Raw genomic sequence first — 22,422 nt, 5'->3', positions numbered from 1 at the left:
TATGGATTATTGAGAATAGTCTTACTATTCATCTCATTTCTTATTTACGCGGAACTTCTCGCAACCGTCTTTCAGGAAGCCTACAATCTGCTTGGCAGCGGCAATACCTGCGTTGATATTGGCTTCGGCAGTCTGGGCCCCCATCTTTTTCGGTGTAGAGAAATAACGTCCGGCAAACTTGGCTGCAAATGTTTCATTGGCAGCAGGCATAATGTCGGTCATGTATTTCAAGTCGGTGCGCTCTTCCATCAGCTGGATAAGCTCGGCTTCATTGATGACTTCCTTACGGGCTGTGTTCACCAGCAGGCCACCTTTCGGCATTTTGTTCACCAATGCATAATTGATGGAATTCTTCGTTTCGGCAGTTGCAGGAATATGCAGGGAAACGACATCGCAAGTAGAGTAAAGCTCTTCGGCAGAACCCACAGCCTTCACTCCATCCTTCTCGATTACTTCTTTCGGGCAGAAAGCGTCGAACGCATAAATCTCCATACCGAAGCCTTTGGCAATACGGGCTACGTTGCGCCCCACGTTACCATAAGCGTGGATACCCAGTTTCTTGCCCATCAGTTCCGTACCGGAAGTACCGTTATACATATTACGGACAGCCATCACCATCAAGCCGAAAGCCAACTCGGCCACAGCATTGGAGTTCTGTCCCGGAGTATTCATTACACATACATTGTGGGCAGTAGCTGCTTCCAGGTCCACATTGTCATAACCGGCACCGGCACGCACCACAATCTTCAGTTCCTTGGCGGCATCCAGCACTTCAGCATCAATGATGTCACTGCGGATAATGATAGCGTTGGCATCTTTCACAGCCTCCAGCAGCTTGGCTTTTTCACCATATTTTTCCAGCAACACGAGTTCGTAACCTGCTGCTTCTATTTCTTTACGGATACCGTCTACTGCCACTTTGGCAAACGGTTTGTCTGTTGCAACTAATACTTTCATAATTTCATGATATTAAAAAGACTCACCACAGATGACACAGATTATCACAGAGTTTAATCATAAAAACAATCTGTGCAAATCTGCGTAATCTGTGGTGAAAAACAATATTATTAATGAAGTTTCTCAAATTCCTGCATGCAGTCAATCAAAGCCTGCACGCTTTCCTTTGGCATGGCATTATAGCAGGATGCACGGAATCCACCTACAGAACGGTGTCCCTTGATACCTACCATACCTCTTTCGGTAGCGAACTTCAAGAAGTCAGCTTCCAATTCCTTGTATTCGGGAGCCATCACAAAGCAGATGTTCATGCGTGAACGGTCTTCTTTGGCAGCCGTACCCACAAACATTTTGTTACGGTCAATTTCAGCATACAGCATATCGGCCTTTTCGATGGCACGGCGTTCCATTTCCTTCACGCCACCCTCTGCCTTAATCCAGCGCAATGTCTGCAGGGCTGCATAGATGGGGACAACGGGAGGAGTATTGAACATAGAGCCGCTATCCACATGCGTCTGATAGTTCAGCATGGTCGGGATATAGCGGGATACCTTACCCAGCGCGTCATTCTTCACGATGACGAATGTAACACCGGAAGGAGCCAGATTCTTCTGCGCACCACCATAGATACAGATATATTTGGATACGTCGATAGGACGGGAGAAAATATCAGAAGACATATCGGCCACCATCGGAACGTTTACGTCCAAATCCTCTTTCAGTTCCGTACCGTAGATTGTATTGTTGGTAGTGATGTGGAAATAGTCTGCATCAGCAGGCACTGTATAGTCCTTCGGAATATAAGTATAAGTAGATTCAGCGGAAGAAGCGACTTCAACTACTTCACCGAATGCCTTAGCTTCTTTCATGGCTTTTTTGGCCCATACACCCGTATTCAGGTAAGCAGCTTTCTTTTCAAGGAAGTTGAAGGGTACCATGCAGAATTCCAAACTGGCACCACCGCCCAAGAACAGTACCGAATATCCTTCGGGGATATTGAGCAATTCTTTGAATAATGCCACAGCTTCGTCCACAACGGGTTGGAAGTCTTTGGCACGGTGGCTGATTTCCATCAGTGAGAGGCCTGAGCCATTGAAATCAAGAATAGCCTGTGCCGTATTCTCAATCACCTCACGAGGAAGGATAGAAGGTCCTGCATTGAAATTATGCTTTTTCATTTGAAGTTTGTTTTGGTTATACAATTTCGTTCATTAATGTCTTTCGACTTTGCGAAATTACGGAAATATTTCTTCAAAACAAACCTTTCCTGATGAAATTCTATTTTTAAGCCGCATTTAGCTTACTTTTTAATGGTTTATACAAGATATATGCACCATTTTGTTATCTTTACTTATCAAGGATAATACTTTTAGAGAAACTAAAAGCAAGGCGGTTTCATTACTTCATATTCAAAAGAATAAGCGCAAATAAAATGAATATTTATAAGATAAATCACTTTGCTTCCTCGATAACAGTTTTCATTCCCTTGATTTTTTCACCGCGTACCAGCGTCAACAATTGTTTCATTTTACTGCGGCGCACGGCTACAAAGGCATAGTGTTCCTTTACATCCACCTGCCCGACGTCTTCACGCGCCATCCCTCCTTTTTTATACAAGAAGCCGACAATATCTATCTTGTTCAACTTATCCTTTTTCCCTTTACCTATATATAAGGTAGCCCATCGGGGCTTGGCCGGTTTGGGAAGCGTCTCCGGAAACTCGTACATTGCGATGTCTTCAGAAATGTACTCGGGTACCCGCTCCTCGACATGCAGAACAAGATATGCATTTCCCGATGCCTCCCAGCGGGCAGTACGTCCATTACGGTGTGTATAGGCTTCCTCGTTTACGGGAGGATGGTAATGCACCACATTCTCAATACCCGGAATATCCAGTCCGCGGGCGGCAAGGTCTGTAGATATCAGTACGGCGCAACTGCCATTGCGGAACTTGTAAAGCGCACGTTCGCGGTCGGGCTGCTCCATACCGCCATGGAACATGTCGCAAGGGAACTTCCTGGCTTGCAGGTACCCGGCAACACGCTCCACGCTTTCACGATAATTGCAGAATACCAAAGTGGAATGATAGCCGAGGGTACAAAGCAGGTTATAGAGGGTTTCCAGTTTGTCCTTCTCCGGAGAAACGACCTTATGCAGCCGCAGACGCGGAGCAAGGGCTTCCGGAGCAAGAAAATCAAGCTTCATGAGCCGGGAGCCGGAAGACGGGGAATCACCTCCTACTCCGGCAAATTGCGGTATTTCCTCTGCATCGGTGGCCGAGAGAAGCACACGCTTTTTCAGTGAGGGAAGCTGCCCGATAACCTCTGCCATCTCGTCATGGAAACCGAACTCAAGACACTTGTCGAATTCATCTATCACCAGAGTGACGACAGTGGCGGCATTGAAATTCTCTTTCCTCAAATGGTCGCTCATACGTCCCGGAGTACCGATAATGACGGCGGGATGAATGCCTTTCATTGTCCGGTGTTCTTCCATAGCAGGGCGTCCGCCATAGCAGCTCATAGCCTTGAAAGGAGTTCCCATAGACTTGAACACAGTTTCTATCTGCAAAGCCAATTCGCGTGAAGGTACTAGTACAAGAGCCTGCACACCTTGTATATCCGCTTTCAAGGTCTGTACCAGCGGAAGGAGAAAAGCCAGTGTCTTACCCGAACCGGTAGGCGAAAGAAGCACTAAATCTTGGGCTGATTGATAGGCTTCCTTAGCAGCCTCCTGCATCGGAGTAAGTTCTTGTATCTTCAAATTATGAAGTATATCCGAAAGTTCCATGAATATCTCTTTTTTTAATCAATATGCAAAGATACAGATAAGAAGTCAGTTTCCATCAAAACGAAAACAGCTTTTAAGAAAGCTACCTAAATCATGGCATGCCCGTCATACTAAAAGGGGAGACTCTCCTTATAGTTTCTGAAGCTTTTACCAAGCCCAATCGTCAGCACTATAAGTAGCTTCTACAGTCTTCTCTATCTCATTAGGCAGGTTACAGAAGAAGTCGATACCAGTTTCGTACTCCAAATTTTTAATAGAAACGGCATAAACCATAAATTCATCTTTTCCAGGTTTTTCTGGCAATAATTCAGAATGAGGGACTAAAAAAGCGATAGTATGATAAACCCCTGCCTTCTCGCTCAACAGAGCCATGTAATAATAGCTGGGGCAAATGAGTCCGCCAAGTGTCAGCCCGTCGGCATTGGTGGTGGGATAAAGCCCGTCATTGGCTTTCTTCACACCTGTGAAATTGGTAAGCAAACGGTCAGTAGTACCACCTTTCACGACATAAAGTTTGTCGTATGTGCCATTGATGGTGGAACGTCCCCAAGTCTGCACCTGCTTCTCAAGAGCCGCCCAATACTTTTGATTGAAACTCCCTATCTGTGGCGAGATATTACTGTAGTAGAAGGTCTGCTTATTGGCACTTTTACTGTACACACGGTCTTCGCTGGCACAAAGATGCCCCTTGTCGTACCCATCGCTCTTATGCATGGATTCAGTCACCTCCACGCTGTTGTCAATATTGGGGTCGTCTTGATTCCACTCGTTGGCACGCTTCACGTTGTCTTGCGCAGTAATCGGGTCGAAACTGAATGCCACCCAAGCCGAATGCTTCTTGGAAGCGATGTATTCCAAAGAGAAATTGAGTACCTGCCCGGCACCTTCCTCATCAGACACGCCTGCATAGTATTCAATATATTGATTGGTTGCATTGAGAGCTGGGATTTCAAGATTGTCTGCTTTATTGTTATCAGCAATATTGGCATTTTTCACATCTATATCCTCAGAAGCCACATACTCTATGCCCACTTCATTACCGTGAATATAGGCCACGCGGAGCTTGCCCATCTGATAATGATTGTAGCGGTTGAAACGCACCCAATAGCACGTAGAGGGTTTCACCTCAACGCTTTCGCTGAAAGCATCGGCAGACGGAACAACAGTAAGCCCTTCCAGCGACTCACTATTAACAGGAGCAAATGCGTAATTACGCCCGGTAAAAGCTTTGGACTGGATATAGAAAGGGGTGCCGATAGCCTTGGGCTTATACACGTTGAAACCATTGTCGCTCGACTCATAGCCCTTCATCACGTAAGTATCCGAACCTTGCTCGGTAGGTATTATCTCGGGAATGAGCGAAGCCTCTGAAGAATCATCACATCCAGCCAGCCAAATTCCGACCAGCAAAAGAAATAAGTAAGACAGTTTTTTCATCTATGTTTCTAAATTTGATTTTACGATACTAAGAATGCAAATGTGGTAATGGACTTTACTGTCCATTACCACATTGTCTATTGCACAACCTCAGGAATTATTCCTTCACCACAAAGTTACTCATGTAGAATGTAGGAGCAAATCCAGGGTCAGTATTACTTGCATAACGGAATGCCACATATACTTTCTTGCCCACATAGTCGGCCATGGAAGTACGCATTTCGATCTCTTTAGAGCTTGTAGGCCACTCGAACGACAACGGATCACTCCAAGCCGCTCCTTGCAATGCTGCAATCTTCTCTTCATCAGTAGCAGTAGAAGCCGCAGGGATATAATTTTCGGATACATGTACAGACACTGCATCCTCAATTTTGCCTCCATACAAATAGTCTGCCGAAGCAGTGAATACCATCTGTGGGGCAATAGCTTCGGTAAGGTCTACCTCACCGGTTACAAGCCATGCCTCCGTATCGCGGTTACGCTGATAATAACCGCTTGCCTTGATACGGGTATAACCTGCACCTGCACTCCATACATAATTCATGCCATCAAGCTTCACATTCACAATCTGAGCATCGTTATGAAGTTCACCAGCAAAGTCATTGCTATAATACTCTTTTGCTTCCATCCATTTGCCGTCAGTCTTCAGGAATGCCATTTCTGCAGTTTCCGTTTCGGTATTCTTCTTCGCCCATGCAGTGCCATCGAAGCCATATTCATCGGCCATCACATCATACTCCTTATTTCCGAAATAAACTACTGCCTTGACATCCCCGCTCTGTGCGTAAGGGAATGCATTCTTCAGATAAACGGGCAATACGGCATCAGCATCGCTCAAATAGTCCGAACCGGTAGAAACATAATCGGCAGGTTGCATCACACGGATACCGATACTTGCGCTTTCTTCGTAGGCAGTCCAAGCCGAACCGTCATACTGATAGAGAGCAGAAGCATTTGGCTTCACGTCTGATGCACGGGTAACGGCACGAGCAGGCATTTCAGCTTCTGATTCAGGAATCTCCTTATAAATATCCACACCCTCATAATACCCTGATACGGTACTTGTAAGTGACATGTTCTTAAACTCTACAGTAGGCGCACACTCTGTAGTACTCTTATAACGGAAAGCAATGGTTATCTTCTTGCCCTCGTAAGCACTCAGGTCAATATCACCGGAATTTACATAATTCCAATTCTTGCCTTCCGGCCATTGAGGTACATTCAGAGCCTTCCATTCAGCAGCAGCCACATCATCCACATAATCTTCCGAAGCCAGCAGTTCAATAAAATCAGCACGATTGTTACCATTCAAGAAATTAATGGCAATATCTACCTTAAGAAGAGGAGCCTTCGCTTTTGCTAAATCTATAATAGGAGAAACCACCCATGCTTCCGATTCAAAATCGCTATCTCCCACATGGGCACTACCCTTCCAACCATATTTGCCATCCACCTTCCATACATTGGACAACGTGCCGGTAAGTTTCACATTCTGAGTAGTGAAACCGCCCTCGTTTCCATTGAACGACTCATTCATATAAATGCCCAACGTAGCATTCGGATAAGAACCGTATGAATAAGAGTTTCCTTTTTCATAGAAATTCAGCTTGATGATTTTGTCCTTTTCCACATTTTTCACATCAAATGCCTTACGGTCATAGTTGTAAGCAAAGCTCCAATCCCCACCCTCGGGTATGGAAGTACCGATGTTGAAGCTGTTAAACGTACCACTCTGATAGATGAACTTGCCATCCGGGCGTTGCATAGTGAAACCTTTTTCCGTAGGAGTAAGTGTCATGATATGATTGGACACATCGCTGGTGATGAAACCATCCGCAATCTCTACCGGTTCACCCTCCATATAACCATACGTCTTATCCGGGTCTTTGAACTGACCGAAAGGAATCCAAGTATTGTCCTTCGTCGGAGCCACAATGACATAATTACCTCCTTCGGCATCAATAGAAGTTACTTTCTGGTATACCATTTTCACTGCACCGCCGCCTGTACTGGGCTCGGTCTCCGACCAAGCGTAATTCACTTGGCACACATCTCCCGTCTTCGGGTTCTTGATACCTTCCTTCAACAAAGCAGGAAGCTTCTTCAACGTAGAAGGGGTGAGATATTTCACTACCATGCTTTCCCCCCATACTGTAGCATAATTGTCAGAAGTAAGGTCGAAAGTCTGAGCTTCGTTTATCTTCGAGAGATATTCAGGTTGCTCCTTGCCGATATTGTACTGTACCAGCACCTTGGAACCATCTGACAGATATGCGTAGAGCGAATCGACAAATGCAGGCAGATAGTCTTCGGGAGCTACCATATCAGTAAACATCTTGGTTTTACCCAGCTGGTTCAATGCCGTAAGATAAGTCTGCCCCTCGGGATCCTTGGCGAGAGCTATCCCTTGGTTCTTCGGCATAGAAGCTATTTTGCCATAATGGGCATCAGCCAATACGAGGGTATCGGTACTGACATCCGTGATGGTTTCTTTTTCATCAAATCCGGGGAAATTATCCTCGTTATAATCGCAGGCCCCGAGTGCAAACAGCGAAGCCAATGCGGTTCCTAATAATATATGTTTTTTCATAAATATGTTCGCTTAGAAATTCAACTTCAATCTTACAGTATAAGTACGTCCCCAACCATAGATAACACGTGTGGCCGTCTCCCAGTCATGGTTACTTCCGTCGCGTGCATCGGCTATATACTCTTGGTTGAACAAGTTGTTCACATTGCCGCTCAGTGTAGCACGAATCTTACCGAAGTCAAAGGTATATCCTGCACTTACATCAAATGTGCTCCATGAAGGAATCTCCCAAGGTTTTTCCACCACGTAAGCCTCTTTTTGAGTGGCTTGGCTCGCATCAATGTCATAATCGGCATAATTGCGTGCAAAGAAGTTCCAGTCTGCATTAAGACGCAAGCCTTTCATTGGGCGGAATGTCACTCCCAAAGCAGCTGTAGTCTGAGCAGAACCGCCCACCTGTACATTATCCATTTCAATGGTATACTTGTACTGATCTACATTACTCATATCTGTCACCACTTCACCACGGCTATTCGCCATAATTTGGCCTTCAGTATTCATCATGAAGCCTTTCGCTGTCCCATTCCAGCGCCAGTCTCCCCAAGAGAACATACCGTTAACTTCCATCCAGCGGAAAGGCTTGGCAATAAAGTCAAGCTCTATACCCATGTGGTTAGCCTGCGCACCGGTCATGTTCATTGTCCAACGCTGAGAAGCCCCGTTTACGTCTTCATAGGATCCGGTATCATATAAAGCCTTGTCTTTCCACATAGTATAATAGGCGTTTACATTGGCTGAGAAATACTGGCTACGATATCCATAACCTAATTCGAAAGAGTAAACTTTCTCATTCTTAGCATCAGGATTACGCTCATGTGAACTCTGAGAATTGATGAAGGTATTATCAAAAATAGGAGCACGGCTGATAAATCCGGTATTGAAGAATACGTTATTGTAATCATCAAGGTTGTAATTCAAACCAGCTTTCACATTGCCTCCCAAATAATGCTTCTTCGAAGACAGCTGTTTGTCACCACTATAATAGAAACGGTCTTTACGCCAATAACTGGTATTTGTAAGACCACCTGAAACAAATGCACTCACTTTATCTTTATTATACTCCAATTGGGCAAAACCACCTTCGTACATCACAAAACCGTCGTAGTCACGACGAATCACATCTCCTACTCCCAACTTCTGGTTTACCCAGGAGGTGACTCCACCATTCACACTATTCTCAGCCAATACACTCTTACGGTTATAAGAGTCTACATAATACTGCCCTCCAAAAAGATCGGTAATGACATTCTTGTGCAAACCTTTATAATAGCGGAAGTCAATACCACCATAGAAATCAAAGTAATCACCAAACTTAGTGGTATAAGTAGAAATCAATCCTGTCCAGAAATGGTCGTTCGAGGCTTTGTTCATAATCATCAGCGAACCTTTATAACCGGGCATTCCACTCACATTCACCGGATTAGTATAGTTATCTGCATTAAGCTTATCCACAGCATCATAATCAAAAGTACCATCAGGACAACGGAACTGAGTGTTCACCGTACCATCACTGGCCGTACCGTACCAAGAGCTGGTGTACCCCGTTACCCCCGTACCACTATAGCCCGCACCAGTACCGATAGACATATAAGCTGCTGTACTGAGGCTTGACTTATGGTTGATTTGCCACAAATGATTAAGAGACATCTGGGGCTTATGGTATTCGTTACGTGAAGAGTTCATCACTTGTCCATTGCGATAACCGAAAGTAGAATTGTAACGATAGGGACTTTCCTCACCCATCCATTGTTTTACACGCTGATACTCCTTGATATTCAAACCATTTGCCATATTACGCTGATTATGCCACTGAGGTGCTCCAAAAGCTGTAAATGAAAGTTGATGGTTGTCATTGATACGTTTTGCAATACTCATGAACCAAGTGTAGGCCTCGGATTCCGTACCTTGAATATAACCGTCGCGTTTATCTCTGGCACCCAATAAAGTAAAGGCCCAACCATCTTTTGTCAGACCGGAAGAGACACTGAACATCACTTTACTGTAGCCGTCATTACCCATGCCGTAAGAGATGAAGCCGCCTTTCTTGGCATCAGTAGTCTTGGTTATAATGTTTTGTGAGCCACCTACTGAAGGAGTTGACACCTTGCTGGCACCAAGTCCACGTTGTACCTGAATACTGCTGGCCACATCAATCAAACCACCCCAGTTACTCATGTATACTTTCTGGTTTTCCATTCCGTTCATGGGTACACCGTTAATCATCATAGCCACATATTCTGACTTAAAACCACGAATCTTTATGTTGGAATCACCAAAGCCACCTCCCTCATTAGAAGCATAAACACCCGGAGTAGATTTCAAGATTTGCGGTAACTCCTGAGAACCTATCTTATCTTCAATAAATACGGGGTCGACAGTAGATACAGCAACCGGAGTCTTGCGTGCCACAGCAATAGACGATGTAATCACTACGTCCTTCAGCATCACAGCATCCGGTTCCATTGGAATAGCACCCAAATCCACAGAAGCGCCCTTCTGCGTGATCTTCTTCTTCTGGTCTTTATAACCCACGTACTTGAATAGTAATGTCGCATTCGAAGCAACGCTTTGCTTGAAATAGCCATCAATGTCGGTCACCGATCCTTGTGTAGTACCTTCCACCATGACGGCAGCACCCACTAACGGTTCACCTGTTTCTGAATCAACAAGCTGACCTCTCACTGTAGTCTGAGCAAATGCAGCGGCACTAAATACCGACAACACTGCAACCAACAGGAATTGAATTAGATGTTTTCTCATAATTCTGTTTTTTGTTAATAGATAGTGTTAATTAAACATTAATTTATGTTTTAAGTCGCAAATATAACTAATAAAAACGAGATTAATGTTATATTTATGTTACATTTTTTGAAGGTAGAAAGGCTTTTTTGAGATATTTTTAAACAAAAAAAGCCCTGCATTCTACAGCAGAGCTTTCGTATTGTCAACAAGTAAAAGAATATACTTTCAAATTCGCACCGAAATCAGTCATTCATAAGCTTTCTATAACGTACACGGGTGGGTTCTTCTTTCCCAAGACGTTTCTGTTTATTTTCCTCATATTCGGAATAAGAGCCCTCAAAGAAGAACACATTGGAGTCTCCTTCGAAAGCGAGGATATGCGTACAGATACGGTCGAGGAACCAACGGTCGTGACTGATGACCACGGCACATCCGGCAAAGTCTTCCAGACCTTCTTCGAGAGCACGGAGCGTGTTCACATCGATGTCGTTGGTGGGTTCGTCCAGCAACAGCACATTACCTTCTTCCTTCAGGCAGAGCGCCAGATGCAGACGGTTGCGCTCACCACCGGAAAGCACTCCGCAGAGCTTCTCCTGGTCGGCACCGGAAAAGTTGAAACGGGACAGATAGGCGCGTGCATTGATGTCGCGTCCACCCATGCGGATCAAATCGTTTCCGCCGGAAATGACCTGATACACGCTCTTGTTGGGGTCGATATCCTTATGCTGCTGGTCCACGTAGGCCACCTTTACGGTCTCCCCTACCTCAAACTCGCCTTTATCTGCCTTTTCCAGCCCCATGATAAGGCGGAAAAGCGTGGTCTTACCGGCACCGTTAGGGCCGATGATACCCACGATTCCGTTGGGCGGAAGCATGAAGTTGAGATCATCAAACAGCAGTTTGTCGCCAAACGCCTTTGCCACATGCTTGGCTTCAATCACTTTATTACCCAGACGGGGACCGTTCGGGATAAAGATTTCCAGCTTCTCTTCCTTCTCCTTCACGTCCTCATTCAGCAATTTGTCGTAGGAGTTCAGACGTGCCTTCCCCTTTGCCTGGCGGGCCTTGGGAGCCATGCGCACCCACTCCAACTCACGTTCCAGCGTCTTGCGGCGCTTGCTGGCAGTCTTTTCCTCCTGCTCCATACGCTTGGTCTTCTGTTCCAGCCAGCTGGAGTAGTTACCTTTCCAGGGAATACCTTCGCCACGGTCCAGCTCAAGAATCCAGCCGGCAACGTGGTCGAGGAAGTAGCGGTCGTGCGTTACGGCAATCACCGTACCCTCGTACTGCTGCAAGTGTTGTTCCAGCCAGTCAATGGATTCGGCATCGAGGTGATTGGTGGGCTCGTCGAGGAGAAGCACGTCGGGCTTCTGCAACAATAGGCGGCAAAGGGCCACACGGCGACGCTCACCACCGGAAAGATGTTCTACGGACTGATCTTCGGGCGGACAACGAAGGGCGTCCATGGCGCGCTCCAGCTTGCTGTCGAGGTTCCAGGCATCGGTCGCGTCGATGATGTCCTGCAATTCGGCCTGGCGGGAGAAAAGCTTGTCCATCTTGTCCTGATCCTCATAATATTCGGGCAAGCCGAACTTCTGGTTGATTTCCTCGTATTCTGCCAGCGCATCCACAATGGGTTGCACACCTTCCATAACAATTTCCTTCACGGTCTTGGTGGGGTCGAGGTACGGTTCCTGAGCCAGATATCCCACAGAATATCCCGGCGAGAACACCACTTCGCCCTGATAGGACTTATCCAATCCGGCGATAATCTTCAGCAGGGTCGATTTACCCGAACCGTTCAGACCGATGATACCGATTTTTGCCCCGTAGAAGAACGAGAGGTAAATGTTCTTCAGTACCTGCTTGTTGTTCTGCTGAATGGTTTTATTCAGCCCAACCATAGAAAAGATAATCTTTTTATCGTCTACTGTTGCCATGTATTTAATGATTAACGTTCAGTGATTAATGATTAATATCAAGGGTTAATGGGGACAAAGATAAGAAAAAAGATGGTATTATTTTGCAAATTTCAAAAAAGTATCTATCTTTGCACCCGCTTAACAGCACTAAAGGATTGAATCGCTAGCTCAGCAGGTAGAGCACAACACTTTTAATGTTGGGGTCTTGGGTTCGAGCCCCAAGCGGTTCACAGAGAAAAAAGCCAGAAGGCTACAAACATAAAAAAGTCCTACAATATCAACGTATTGTAGGACTTTTTTATGTTTCCATCTTACCACGAAAAGAAAAGATTGGACATCCAAACAGTGGTACAATTGGTACAGTAGGTACAGCGTCTCTTCTGCTTCACACACATGCGCTTATGTACATTGCTTTATAACGCGTACATTATTTATATACATGCGTGTGTGAGGCAAAAGGACCGCTGTACCCACTGTACCAACTGTACCCATCAACCTCACCTTTACACTGCTCAAGTTCACCTTTACGCGACTAAACCTCACCTTTGTTCACGTCATTTCACCTCTTCCAGATAAAGCACACGGCTCGAATAGTCGTTCTGCTTGTGGTAGTCCACCCTATGGTTGTATGGAATCTCCAGCCCGTTTGCCATAAGGTAGGCACCACTGAAGACCTTTCCTTCGTAGTTCAAGGGAACATTATCTATGCGGTTCAGCTCATGTACTCGGTATTGCTTGTCGGCACAGAGACCGGCCATCTTCACACGCGGCAGATGCTGGTTACAGAAGTGTTCCGTCTTCCACCAATAGAAGACTGCCCTATCCTTCTCTGGAGCCACGTACATTAATGAAGCCACACCCTGCTTGTCATAAGGGGATATCAAGCGGTAGATATCTCCCAATTGTACCACGGGACGAATGGTCTTGTACTCGGCAATGGCATTCTTGCAAAGCGCCTTTTCCTCTTCTGTCATGTTCTTGGGTTGGATTTCCATACCCAGACGGCCACTCATAGCCACATCGATGCGGTACTTCAGAGGGATGGTACGGAATGTCTGATGGTTAGGGGCGGCACTGATGTGCGATGCCATGGCTATGGCGGGGAAGAAATAGGAAGTTCCCCACTGCATATAGACACGTTGCAGGGCATCGGTATTGTCGCTCACCCAGAACTCGTCGAAGTAAGGCAGCACTCCGTAGTTGGCACGGCCACCGCCACTGGCACATGCCTGGATGGTAAGGTCGGGGTATTTGGCACGGATGCGCTGGCACACCTTCTCAAAGCCGCGATGATACTCTATATACATGTGGCTCTGATTTTCTTTGGTCAGGTATTGGGAACCGTGGTTCATGACAGCCATATTGGCATCCCATTTGATATAGTCTATCTCAGGATAAGAAGTCATCAGATTGTCAACAACACCGAACACGAAGTCCTGTACGGCAGGATTGGCAAGGTCGAGCACCACCTGCGTACCGCCGCGTCCCAGTACGAGGTCGCGTTCGGGAGCTTTGAGCACCCAATCCGGATGTTGTTCGTAAAGTTCGCTAGTGGTGTTTGCCATCTCCGGCTCAATCCAGATACCGAACTTGATGCCGCGCTTTTTGGCATCACTCAACAGCCCTTTGACACCGTCCGGAAGCTTGTTCTTGTCCACCACCCAGTCGCCGAGTGATGAACTGTCGTTCTTACGGGGATATTTGTCGCCAAACCAGCCATCGTCCATCACGAACAATTCGCCGCCCATGGAGGCGATGTCCGCCATCATTTGGTCCATACCCTGCTGGTTGATGTCGAAATACACGCCTTCCCAACTGTTCAATAAAATCTTACGGGGAGTAGTGCCGTGCGCCAACTTGTGCAGACGCGCCCAGCGGTGGAAGTTACGGCTGCTGCCACTCAATCCCTCGTTACTATAGGTCAGGGCAAGTTCGGGAGTGCGGAAAAGCTCGTCTTTCTTCAAGGAATAAGCAGAGTTCTCTTCGTTGATTCCGGCAAAGAAATGGTGATATTCATCATCATGCGTCTCGATGCGGAGTTTGTAGTTACCACTGTAACAGAGGGCTGCGCCAATCACGTTGCCCGTGTTCTCCTGCGGACGGCCGTCAAGGGAGAACATCACTTCCGCATGGTCGGTATGAGAATTTCGCACACCGTCCTTATTCTTGATAACCTTCATGCCCGGAGTGAGAGGTTCCTGCGTCAAAAAGCCCTCATTGGCCCAGGAACCGGAGAGATGGGAGAGCCACACATCACCGCGGCGGATGGGCAGATAGCCGGAGGCAAACTGATTGAGCACTACCGGCTTCTTCTCCTGATGAGAAATTTCAGTCCAGGATTCTATCACGTCGGCATCTTGCCAGGCTCGGTAGCAGACATTGACAAAAAAGGGATACACTTTGTCTTTCAGCGCCACGACAGTCGTCACGGCATTTCCTTCCTTCTCGGTAGTCACATTCAGCACTTCAAGCTGGAGGGTCATGTTACCGTCAGCATGCTTCACAGCAAGAGCCGTCTCCACGGGGGTATTCAATCCATATTCGGGATAGGCCGTGTGGCCTGCTTCTGCCGTGGCAATATTCAGCAAATCGGTTTCAGAAAGTCTGTTACCATAATACAAGTGTCTCAGTGTACCGCCTTCAGGAGCCGAAAGCACCAAAGAAGTTTTCGGAGTGGATACACATACGTTTTGAGCCAACAAACTGCCGGTCAGCAGCAGTGCTCCAAAAAGGAAATTTGTTCGTTTCTTAAAATTCATGCTTTTCTTGTTTAGATTCTATAATCATTTAGCTGTGGGCAAATGTAGACGTTTCCCCGAAGATAAAATAGTATCATTTTATCATATTCTTATACAAATTCTATTTCCGGCTGACAATTGTCCCGGTAGCCTGGTTGGCAGGCATCACCAGCACTTCTGCAATCTGGATATGCTCGGGGACGGCAGCGGCAAAATAAACCACTTCGGCTATATCGTCACCGGTTAGCGGGCGTATACCTTTATATACATTGTCAGCCGCCTCCCGGTCGCCACGGAAACGGATGACAGAGAAATTGGTTTCCACCAGTCCGGGCTTGACGTTCGTCACGCGTACCGGAGTATCCACCAAGTCGATGCGGAGTCCGTCGGAAAGGGCCTTGACGGCGGCTTTGCAGGCACAGTACACACTGCCGCCCGGATAAGCGTAGTCTCCGGCAATAGACCCCATGTTGATGACATGACCGCGTCCGCGCTCCACCATGCCGGGAACTACGAGGCGGGTCATAGCGAGAAGCGCTTTCACGTCTGTATCAATCACCACATCCCATTCGTCGAGATTACCCTCGTGCTCCTTGTCTACTCCGATGACGAGTCCGGCATTGTTAATCAGTATGTCTATCGCTTTCCACTCCACCGGAAGGGATTCGAGGGCGGCACAAGCAGCCTGCCTATCGCGGACATCAAAAGGAAGCAGATACACATCGGCTCCGAATTTTTCTTCCAATTCTTTCTTTACAGCATTCAGTTTCTCCACATTACGACCATTGAGTATAAGCCGGTAACCGTTCATGGCAAACTTGCGAGCACAGCCTTCCCCTATTCCGGAGGAGGCTCCGGTGATGAGTACAATTTTCTTTTCCATCGTGTAATAGTTTTTTATATCAATACTGTCAGCAAAGGTATTACTTATTATTTATTACAATCACATTTTTGAAAAGTCCTTTCTTCTTTTACAACCTCTTGCTTTATAAGTTTATCATCAATAAAAGTAAAAGCTGTTGTTATAATATACCATGTACCTTTGTTTAATTCTTCTTTATAGAAGATTTTTCTTTCTCTTGATTGTCTTGTATATAGGATATTTCCTTATTAAAAGGCTTTCCATATCTTTTTATGAAAAGATTTTATCTATACCAATTTTATATTTTCAGAGCTGAATTTACTTATTCGACTGGATGTATAACATGATGTCAGGGCGATTGTTACCAATGTAGTCAGAATGATATTTTTTAGTTTCATATTACTATTTATTGTTCTTTTCAGGTAACGTTTGTGTACCAAGATAATTGTATGTCACTTCTTGTATGTTATAAGGGAAGACATTATAATAACCGTCTGTTTGTACAATTTCCATGTTCAAAGCTTTTTGACCGTATGCTTTACGGAGTGTTGACCACTCGAAATCGAATGAGGTTCCGGGACGCATCACCATGGTACGTTTATCAGGAAGTGATACTGGCTGTTGGAGGATGCGCACATATACATATAGGGTAGCTGTTGGTGGCAAGGTCGCCGAGGTCATTTTACGCATGGTATAGATGCCTTGGGCAATGTTTTTTTTGCAAGGCAGGGTGGTAAATGACGGAGCGTTAGTGAAATGAAAGGCACAAGTTCCCCATAAGCAATAACCTTGTTGGGATAATTCTCTGTTCTGCTTGGTTTCCACATCGACACACGTTAAGCCCGAAATCGGAAAATGCTGTTGATTAATGTCATACATTTGGAGTTCCGAGAAACATTTGATGCGGAACACTTTATTGAAATCTGCCTTTGCTACAGCTTGTTCCAGTTCTTTCCGGTATGTTGTACGGAGTTCTTCCAGTACAAACGGGTCATTGGCTGCTTCTGCATATTGTTTGGGAGCACGGAGAGAGGCATAGGTTTCAACTGATGTTGTGTCGATAGGTTTGCCGTAAAGCTTATGTGCGTAGGCGAACAAGATAGCTGGGGTAAGGTCAACAGCTCCATTCATAAGGGAAACATGATGTCCGGACATGATGTTTCCTTTGCTTAAAGCCATGTTTAGATATACGCCGATCTTGAAATCCCCTTGTTCGGCAAAGACTATTTGGGGCGTTTCCGGCTGTTGGTAAATGCCGAACTGTTGATAGAGTTCGGGCTGGTAAGTAGGTATGTCGGTAATGACGGCAGTCCGTCCGGTTGAGTTTTTCGGATCCAGACTGTCGAATTGATTATTGGCGTTTAGCTGCCTAATAAATAGATAGCCCGAAGGCAATGGTTCGCCAATACGGAGCGTGTCGCCTACTTTATAAGTACGACCGTCACAAGCATCAATGCTCTGTTGGGCTTGAAGGGGTTGGCATAACAAACAGACACTGCTTAACAATAAAGCGGTCAAATTCATTCTTTTCATACGTTTTTTTATGCTTAATTCTATAGTTCTCATATTAATAGATTCTTATAATAGTTGCAATGATAATTAGGATAATTGATGCTCGCTGAGGATTTTATGTTATTTAATAGAAACGGCATAAGAAACCACAACTGTTTTTACTCCGGCTTGCGGATATTTATTTTTGTAGTATTCAGAAAGGTCTTTATAAAGATAAGCTACATCGGGAGTTAAATCTACGTTTCTTGATTTAGCAGAACGACCCATAAACACATCAAATGAAAGATAATTCGTTTCATTTCCCTGTTCATCTGAAAAAGTCCATTTTCCATAACCAAACACATTTCCCTCTGGAGGAAGTAATTTGTAAGATTCTGGCATTTCTTCCGGAGCTTTGTTTTCGTTTTTTATAATACACGGTCCCAGTGTATTATTATCGTCTTTTATTGCAATACATCTTAGGAATTTGTCTTCGCTCCGCCAAAATATATAGTGAAAATCCAAAGGAATAAGAGATTCTTTTTCCAATTCTTCTTCAATAAGTTTTTGATTATTATCTGCATCTACTACATATTTGTATTTAGGAAGCTGTACATTCTCGTAGTATGATTTAGGGATAAAATGTAAAGGCAAATTTTCTGAATCTTTCCTATTTTTAGATATTATTTCAAGTAGTTCATATTCCGTCCATGCGGGATTTTCCATGCTATAATCCAAATAATTTGTTTCACTGATTTTTACCTTATATTCATATCCTTTCTCAAACTCAAATTTATCAATGACTCCAAGGCTCTCCCATTCTTGGGCATTTTCTTTCTTTACAGCATATACATCAGATAAATGATTCAATCCGTCTGACCAACAAACACCGGGTATCTTCTTTGATGCAATGGTTAGAGAATATTCCTTGTAGTCTGTCACTTTCTCACCCTCTTCATCTTTGTTATCACAGCCTATAAAGCCGAATATACAGAGGAATAATATCAGTATTTCTAATTTTTGTGTTTTCATATCTGTCAAATTTTACGATTCTGTATTTACTTTTATTTGCTCTATCCTTATTTTGTGTGCAAATATATAAAAAGTGCCATTCATAAGGCATTATGAACAGCACTTTTTATTGTTTTCCAGCAAGATAAAACGGTTATATCTTCATTCCCCTGCCTTTCCTTTGCGGCTGTATAGGTCGGTGTATGCTCTGCCGTAGCTTGTCGAATTGCTCTTTGAACCACTCGACAATGGGCTTTCGGTCAATGGCAAGAACCAGTCTCGTCCCGTCCGTGGGGTCTTTCACCCCGTCGGGGTATTCGATGAGACTGCGGTTTAGGAGGGTGCGTGTGGGGTCGGCGTTCTTCGGAATGATGAAACGCTCGATATGTGCGGTCGTTCCGCTGTCGCTGCCGTGCGCCTTTCCATGTGTAAAACTACGAAATCCATATATCCTTCCTTTCTTTTTTGGCTTGTGAAACAATAAATCTAACTATCTTTGAGGGCGGCGAAATACCGTCCTCGACGGGGTGTGCAGAGGGGCTTGCCCCTTGCCTTATTGGGGAATTTTCAGCGATACGGAGTATTGCGGCTCGGAAGTAACAAACGATATATCAGCTGATTATCTACACTTTACCAAAAATTACTTTTTCGCTATGTGTTTATTTTAACTTCATAGGGATAATGAATTTTAGAGTAAAGCGAAAATTCCCGATAAATTATGTAACTTTGCACTCGCTTTTTTGAAAGCCCGAAATTCGTTTAATTCGTTTGGATAAAGTAAAAGACGCTTATGCAAAAGTCCGATTGCATCATCGGTGTGGAACATGTATCGAAATTCTTCGGAGACAAGGCCGTGCTGAATGATGTGAATTTGTCTGTCCGTAAGGGCGAGTTTGTAACAATACTGGGACCGTCCGGCTGCGGAAAGACAACACTGTTACGCCTCATTGCAGGCTTTCAGACAGCCTCGGAAGGAGTGATAACCATTGCCGGAAAGGACATCACACAGACACCGCCGCACAAGCGTCCGGTGAACACCGTGTTCCAGAAGTACGCCCTCTTCCCCCACCTCAACGTATTCAACAACATAGCCTTCGGGCTGAAGCTGAAGAAGCTGCCCGGTGCCACTATCGAGAAGAAAGTGAAACAAGCCCTGCGCATGGTGGGCATGACAGACTATGAGGACCGCGACGTGGACTCCCTCTCCGGCGGACAGCAACAGCGCGTAGCCATCGCCCGAGCTATCGTCAACGAACCCGAAGTACTGCTGCTGGACGAGCCTCTCGCTGCCTTGGACCTCAAAATGCGCAAAGACATGCAGATGGAACTGAAGGAAATGCACCAGAAGCTGGGTATCACCTTCGTATACGTGACCCACGACCAGGAAGAGGCACTCACCCTGAGCGACACCATCGTTGTGATGAGCGAAGGACGCATCCAGCAGATAGGTGTGCCGACCGACATCTACAACGAGCCCATCAACTCCTTTGTAGCCGACTTCATCGGCGAAAGCAACATCTTGAACGGAGTCATGATAAAAGATAAGGCCGTTACCTTCTGCGGGCACGAATTTGAATGCGTAGACACGGAATTTGGTGAACAGATGCAGGTGGACGTAGTAATTCGCCCCGAAGACATCTACATCTTCGATGTATCCGACGCCGCACAGCTGACGGGCACCGTAACCAGCTGTATCTTCAAAGGCGTACACTATGAAATGCTGGTGCAAACGCGCGAAGGCTACGAGCTGATGGTGCAGGACTACCATGCCTTCGAGGCAGGACGCGAAGTCGGTCTGCTGGTAAAACCCTTCGACATCCATGTGATGAAGAAAGAACGCACCTGCAACACCTTCGAAGGAAAACTGGTGGACAAAACGCACGTAGAATGCCTGGGCTGTAACTTCGAATGCCTGCCCGTGCAAGGCATCGAACCGGGCAGCAGCGTGCAAGTGGAAGTGGACTTCCAGGACGTCATCCTCGAAGACAACGAAGAGGACGGCCGTCTGACGGGTGAAGTGAAATTCATCCTCTACAAAGGAAACCATTACCACCTGACCGTGTTTACAGACTGGGACGAAGACATCTTTGTCGACACCAACGACGTGTGGGACGACGGCGACCGTGTAGGTATCATCATCGCACCCGAAAACGTGAGAATAAGGAATAAAGAATAGGGATTAGGGATTAAGGGTTAGCTATTATAAATTCTTTATCCTCCACCCTTAATCCCTAATCCCTAATCCTTAATCCCTAATCCCTTAATCCTTAATAAAGATGATAACTTTCTTTATGCGTCGGCGCAACTGGACGGTACCCTACGCGCTATTTCTGCTTGTATTTGTTATAGTACCGCTGCTGCTCATCGTGCTCTACGCCTTTACGGACGACGGAGGAGCGTTCACGCTTGCCAACTTCCGCAAGTTCATGATGCACCCCGAAGCGATGAACACGTTTGTCTACTCCATCGGAATAGCCGTTATCACTACGCTGATCTGCCTGCTGCTGGGCTATCCGGCGGCGTATATCCTGAGTCAGAAGCAATTCAACGCCTCGCGCACCATGGTGGTACTGTTCATCCTGCCCATGTGGGTGAACATCTTGATACGTACGCTTGCCACAGTAGCGCTGTTCGACTTCCTGAACCTGCCGCTGGGTGAAGGCGCACTTGTGTTCGGTATGGTCTACAACTTCCTGCCGTTCATGATATACCCCATTTACAACACCCTTCAGAAGATGGACCACAATTTGATTGAGGCTGCGCAAGACTTGGGAGCCTCCCCCACGCACGTATTCGGCAAGGTGATTCTACCGCTGTCCATGCCGGGTGTGATGAGTGGTATAGTAATGGTGTTTATGCCTACGGTATCCACCTTCGCCATCGCCGAGCTGCTGACGATGAACAACATCAAGCTTTTCGGTACCACGGTACAAGAGAATATTTACAATGGAATGTGGAACTACGGTGCCGCCCTCTCGCTCATCATGCTGCTGCTGATAGGCATCACCGTCCTCTTCACCAACGAGGAAGACGGCGCATCGAATGAAAGCGGAGGTATGATATGATGACACGAATCTTGACCCGCGGCTACTTGTGGCTGCTGTTGGCGTTGCTCTATTCGCCTATCCTGATAATCATGATATTCTCCTTCACCGAAGCAAAGGTGCTGGGCAACTGGACGGGGTTCTCCACCAAGCTGTACAGCTCGCTGTTCACGGGCGGGATGCACCACTCGTTGATGAACGCTATCTGGAACACATTCGCCATTGCCCTGCTTGCCGCCACCGCCAGCACGGCACTGGGCAGCATTGCAGCCATCGGCATCTTCAACCTGCGCTCGCGCACACGGCAGGTAATGAACTTCGCCAATGCCATCCCGATGATGAATGCAGACATTATCACCGGTGTGTCGCTGTTCCTGCTGTTCGTCAGCTTCGGCATATCGCAAGGATTTACCACAGTGGTACTGGCACACATCACCTTCTGCACACCCTACGTGGTGCTCAGCGTAATGCCCCGGCTCAAGAAGATGAACCAGAATGTCTACGAGGCGGCACTCGACCTGGGCGCCACACCGTTCCAAGCACTGCGCAAGGTTATTCTTCCGGAGATATTTCCGGGTATGATAAGCGGCTTCATCCTTGCCTTCACGCTCTCCATCGACGACTTTGCCGTGACCATCTTCACCATCGGCAACCAGGGGCTGGAAACGCTCTCCACCTACATCTACGCCGATGCGCGCAAGGGTGGACTGACGCCGGAACTGCGGCCACTCTCCACCATCATCTTCGTGACGGTGCTGGTGTTGCTGATTGTAATCAACAAGCGGGCCGAACGGACAAAAAACGATTGATGTGAGTGATGAGTTATAAGTTATCAATT

General features: G+C 46.2%; 14 protein-coding genes, 1 tRNA gene and 1 pseudogene. 4 read left to right on the top strand and 12 right to left on the bottom strand.

Going from position 1 to position 22,422, the window contains the following annotated elements:
- Positions 1–33 precede the first annotated feature (33 nt).
- The 7 genes from H1A11_RS04425 to ettA all read right to left on the bottom strand — a co-directional run bounded on the left by H1A11_RS04425 (position 34) and on the right by ettA (position 12,456).
- Positions 34–957 carry an NAD(P)-dependent oxidoreductase gene (locus H1A11_RS04425; protein WP_117600581.1) on the bottom strand — a complete coding sequence of 308 codons (924 nt, stop codon included), beginning with the start codon at positions 955–957 and terminating at the stop codon, positions 34–36.
- Positions 958–1,067: 110 nt separating this feature from the next.
- The gene (gene serC, locus H1A11_RS04420) at positions 1,068–2,135 is read right to left on the bottom strand and encodes a 3-phosphoserine/phosphohydroxythreonine transaminase (RefSeq protein WP_005828105.1); all 1,068 of its coding nucleotides are present in this window, start codon (positions 2,133–2,135) and stop codon (positions 1,068–1,070) included.
- Positions 2,136–2,409: 274 nt separating this feature from the next.
- Positions 2,410–3,747, bottom strand: coding sequence for a DEAD/DEAH box helicase (locus H1A11_RS04415; protein WP_117600582.1), 1,338 nt, complete (start codon positions 3,745–3,747; stop codon positions 2,410–2,412).
- A 147-nt stretch (positions 3,748–3,894) separates the two neighbouring features.
- Positions 3,895–5,184 (bottom strand): DNA/RNA non-specific endonuclease, encoded by a 1,290-nt coding sequence (locus H1A11_RS04410; protein ID WP_005828102.1) that lies wholly within the window; start codon positions 5,182–5,184, stop codon positions 3,895–3,897.
- A 97-nt stretch (positions 5,185–5,281) separates the two neighbouring features.
- A complete protein-coding gene (locus H1A11_RS04405; protein ID WP_226791141.1) occupies positions 5,282–7,774 on the bottom strand; it encodes a choice-of-anchor J domain-containing protein in 2,493 nt (830 codons plus the stop codon).
- A gap of 12 nt (positions 7,775–7,786) precedes the next feature.
- Positions 7,787–10,534, bottom strand: coding sequence for a TonB-dependent receptor (locus H1A11_RS04400; RefSeq protein WP_005828100.1), 2,748 nt, complete (start codon positions 10,532–10,534; stop codon positions 7,787–7,789).
- Positions 10,535–10,758: 224 nt separating this feature from the next.
- The gene (gene ettA, locus H1A11_RS04395) at positions 10,759–12,456 is read right to left on the bottom strand and encodes an energy-dependent translational throttle protein EttA (protein ID WP_005828098.1); all 1,698 of its coding nucleotides are present in this window, start codon (positions 12,454–12,456) and stop codon (positions 10,759–10,761) included.
- 139 nt (positions 12,457–12,595) lie between these two features.
- Here ettA and H1A11_RS04390 point away from each other — a divergent pair.
- A tRNA-Lys gene (locus tag H1A11_RS04390) sits at positions 12,596–12,668 on the top strand.
- Positions 12,669–12,992: 324 nt separating this feature from the next.
- On the opposite strand, the gene H1A11_RS04385 is transcribed toward H1A11_RS04390, so the two are convergent.
- The 5 genes and pseudogenes from H1A11_RS04385 to H1A11_RS19690 form a co-directional block, all read right to left on the bottom strand.
- Positions 12,993–15,197: an alpha-galactosidase gene (locus H1A11_RS04385; RefSeq protein WP_117600584.1), complete on the bottom strand. Its 2,205-nt coding sequence runs from the start codon at positions 15,195–15,197 to the stop codon at positions 12,993–12,995.
- A 100-nt stretch (positions 15,198–15,297) separates the two neighbouring features.
- The gene (locus tag H1A11_RS04380; RefSeq protein ID WP_117600585.1) at positions 15,298–16,059 is read right to left on the bottom strand and encodes an SDR family oxidoreductase; all 762 of its coding nucleotides are present in this window, start codon (positions 16,057–16,059) and stop codon (positions 15,298–15,300) included.
- 381 nt (positions 16,060–16,440) lie between these two features.
- Positions 16,441–17,571: a DUF4852 domain-containing protein gene (locus tag H1A11_RS04375; RefSeq protein WP_229135093.1), complete on the bottom strand. Its 1,131-nt coding sequence runs from the start codon at positions 17,569–17,571 to the stop codon at positions 16,441–16,443.
- 99 nt (positions 17,572–17,670) lie between these two features.
- Positions 17,671–18,561: a DUF4377 domain-containing protein gene (locus H1A11_RS04370; RefSeq protein ID WP_181757759.1), complete on the bottom strand. Its 891-nt coding sequence runs from the start codon at positions 18,559–18,561 to the stop codon at positions 17,671–17,673.
- A gap of 274 nt (positions 18,562–18,835) precedes the next feature.
- Positions 18,836–18,987: pseudogene (locus H1A11_RS19690) on the bottom strand (mobilization protein); the annotation flags it as partial.
- 343 nt (positions 18,988–19,330) lie between these two features.
- Between H1A11_RS19690 and H1A11_RS04355 the strand changes: the two are divergent.
- The 3 genes from H1A11_RS04355 to H1A11_RS04345 all read left to right on the top strand — a co-directional run bounded on the left by H1A11_RS04355 (position 19,331) and on the right by H1A11_RS04345 (position 22,393).
- The gene (locus H1A11_RS04355; RefSeq protein ID WP_181757758.1) at positions 19,331–20,716 is read left to right on the top strand and encodes an ABC transporter ATP-binding protein; all 1,386 of its coding nucleotides are present in this window, start codon (positions 19,331–19,333) and stop codon (positions 20,714–20,716) included.
- 115 nt (positions 20,717–20,831) lie between these two features.
- The gene (locus H1A11_RS04350) at positions 20,832–21,605 is read left to right on the top strand and encodes an ABC transporter permease (RefSeq protein ID WP_131226440.1); all 774 of its coding nucleotides are present in this window, start codon (positions 20,832–20,834) and stop codon (positions 21,603–21,605) included.
- Positions 21,602–22,393: an ABC transporter permease gene (locus tag H1A11_RS04345; RefSeq protein ID WP_005828082.1), complete on the top strand. Its 792-nt coding sequence runs from the start codon at positions 21,602–21,604 to the stop codon at positions 22,391–22,393. The genes H1A11_RS04350 and H1A11_RS04345 overlap by 4 nt, the downstream gene beginning before the upstream one ends.
- Positions 22,394–22,422 lie beyond the last annotated feature (29 nt).

This window comes from Bacteroides sp. CACC 737, from assembly GCF_013874375.1.
GTDB lineage: Bacteria > Bacteroidota > Bacteroidia > Bacteroidales > Bacteroidaceae > Bacteroides > Bacteroides uniformis.
This window is presented reverse-complemented; position numbering and strand designations above follow the sequence as displayed.

Coding starts and splice junctions, on each gene's coding strand:
- H1A11_RS04425 (WP_117600581.1), bottom strand. CDS start 957: ATGAAAGTATTAGTTGCAACAGACAAACCGTTTGCCAAAGTGGCAGTA.
- serC (WP_005828105.1), bottom strand. CDS start 2,135: ATGAAAAAGCATAATTTCAATGCAGGACCTTCTATCCTTCCTCGTGAG.
- H1A11_RS04415 (WP_117600582.1), bottom strand. CDS start 3,747: ATGGAACTTTCGGATATACTTCATAATTTGAAGATACAAGAACTTACT.
- H1A11_RS04410 (WP_005828102.1), bottom strand. CDS start 5,184: ATGAAAAAACTGTCTTACTTATTTCTTTTGCTGGTCGGAATTTGGCTG.
- H1A11_RS04405 (WP_226791141.1), bottom strand. CDS start 7,774: ATGAAAAAACATATATTATTAGGAACCGCATTGGCTTCGCTGTTTGCA.
- H1A11_RS04400 (WP_005828100.1), bottom strand. CDS start 10,534: ATGAGAAAACATCTAATTCAATTCCTGTTGGTTGCAGTGTTGTCGGTA.
- ettA (WP_005828098.1), bottom strand. CDS start 12,456: ATGGCAACAGTAGACGATAAAAAGATTATCTTTTCTATGGTTGGGCTG.
- H1A11_RS04385 (WP_117600584.1), bottom strand. CDS start 15,197: ATGAATTTTAAGAAACGAACAAATTTCCTTTTTGGAGCACTGCTGCTG.
- H1A11_RS04380 (WP_117600585.1), bottom strand. CDS start 16,059: ATGGAAAAGAAAATTGTACTCATCACCGGAGCCTCCTCCGGAATAGGG.
- H1A11_RS04375 (WP_229135093.1), bottom strand. CDS start 17,571: ATGAAAAGAATGAATTTGACCGCTTTATTGTTAAGCAGTGTCTGTTTG.
- H1A11_RS04370 (WP_181757759.1), bottom strand. CDS start 18,561: ATGAAAACACAAAAATTAGAAATACTGATATTATTCCTCTGTATATTC.
- H1A11_RS04355 (WP_181757758.1), top strand. CDS start 19,331: ATGCAAAAGTCCGATTGCATCATCGGTGTGGAACATGTATCGAAATTC.
- H1A11_RS04350 (WP_131226440.1), top strand. CDS start 20,832: ATGCGTCGGCGCAACTGGACGGTACCCTACGCGCTATTTCTGCTTGTA.
- H1A11_RS04345 (WP_005828082.1), top strand. CDS start 21,602: ATGATGACACGAATCTTGACCCGCGGCTACTTGTGGCTGCTGTTGGCG.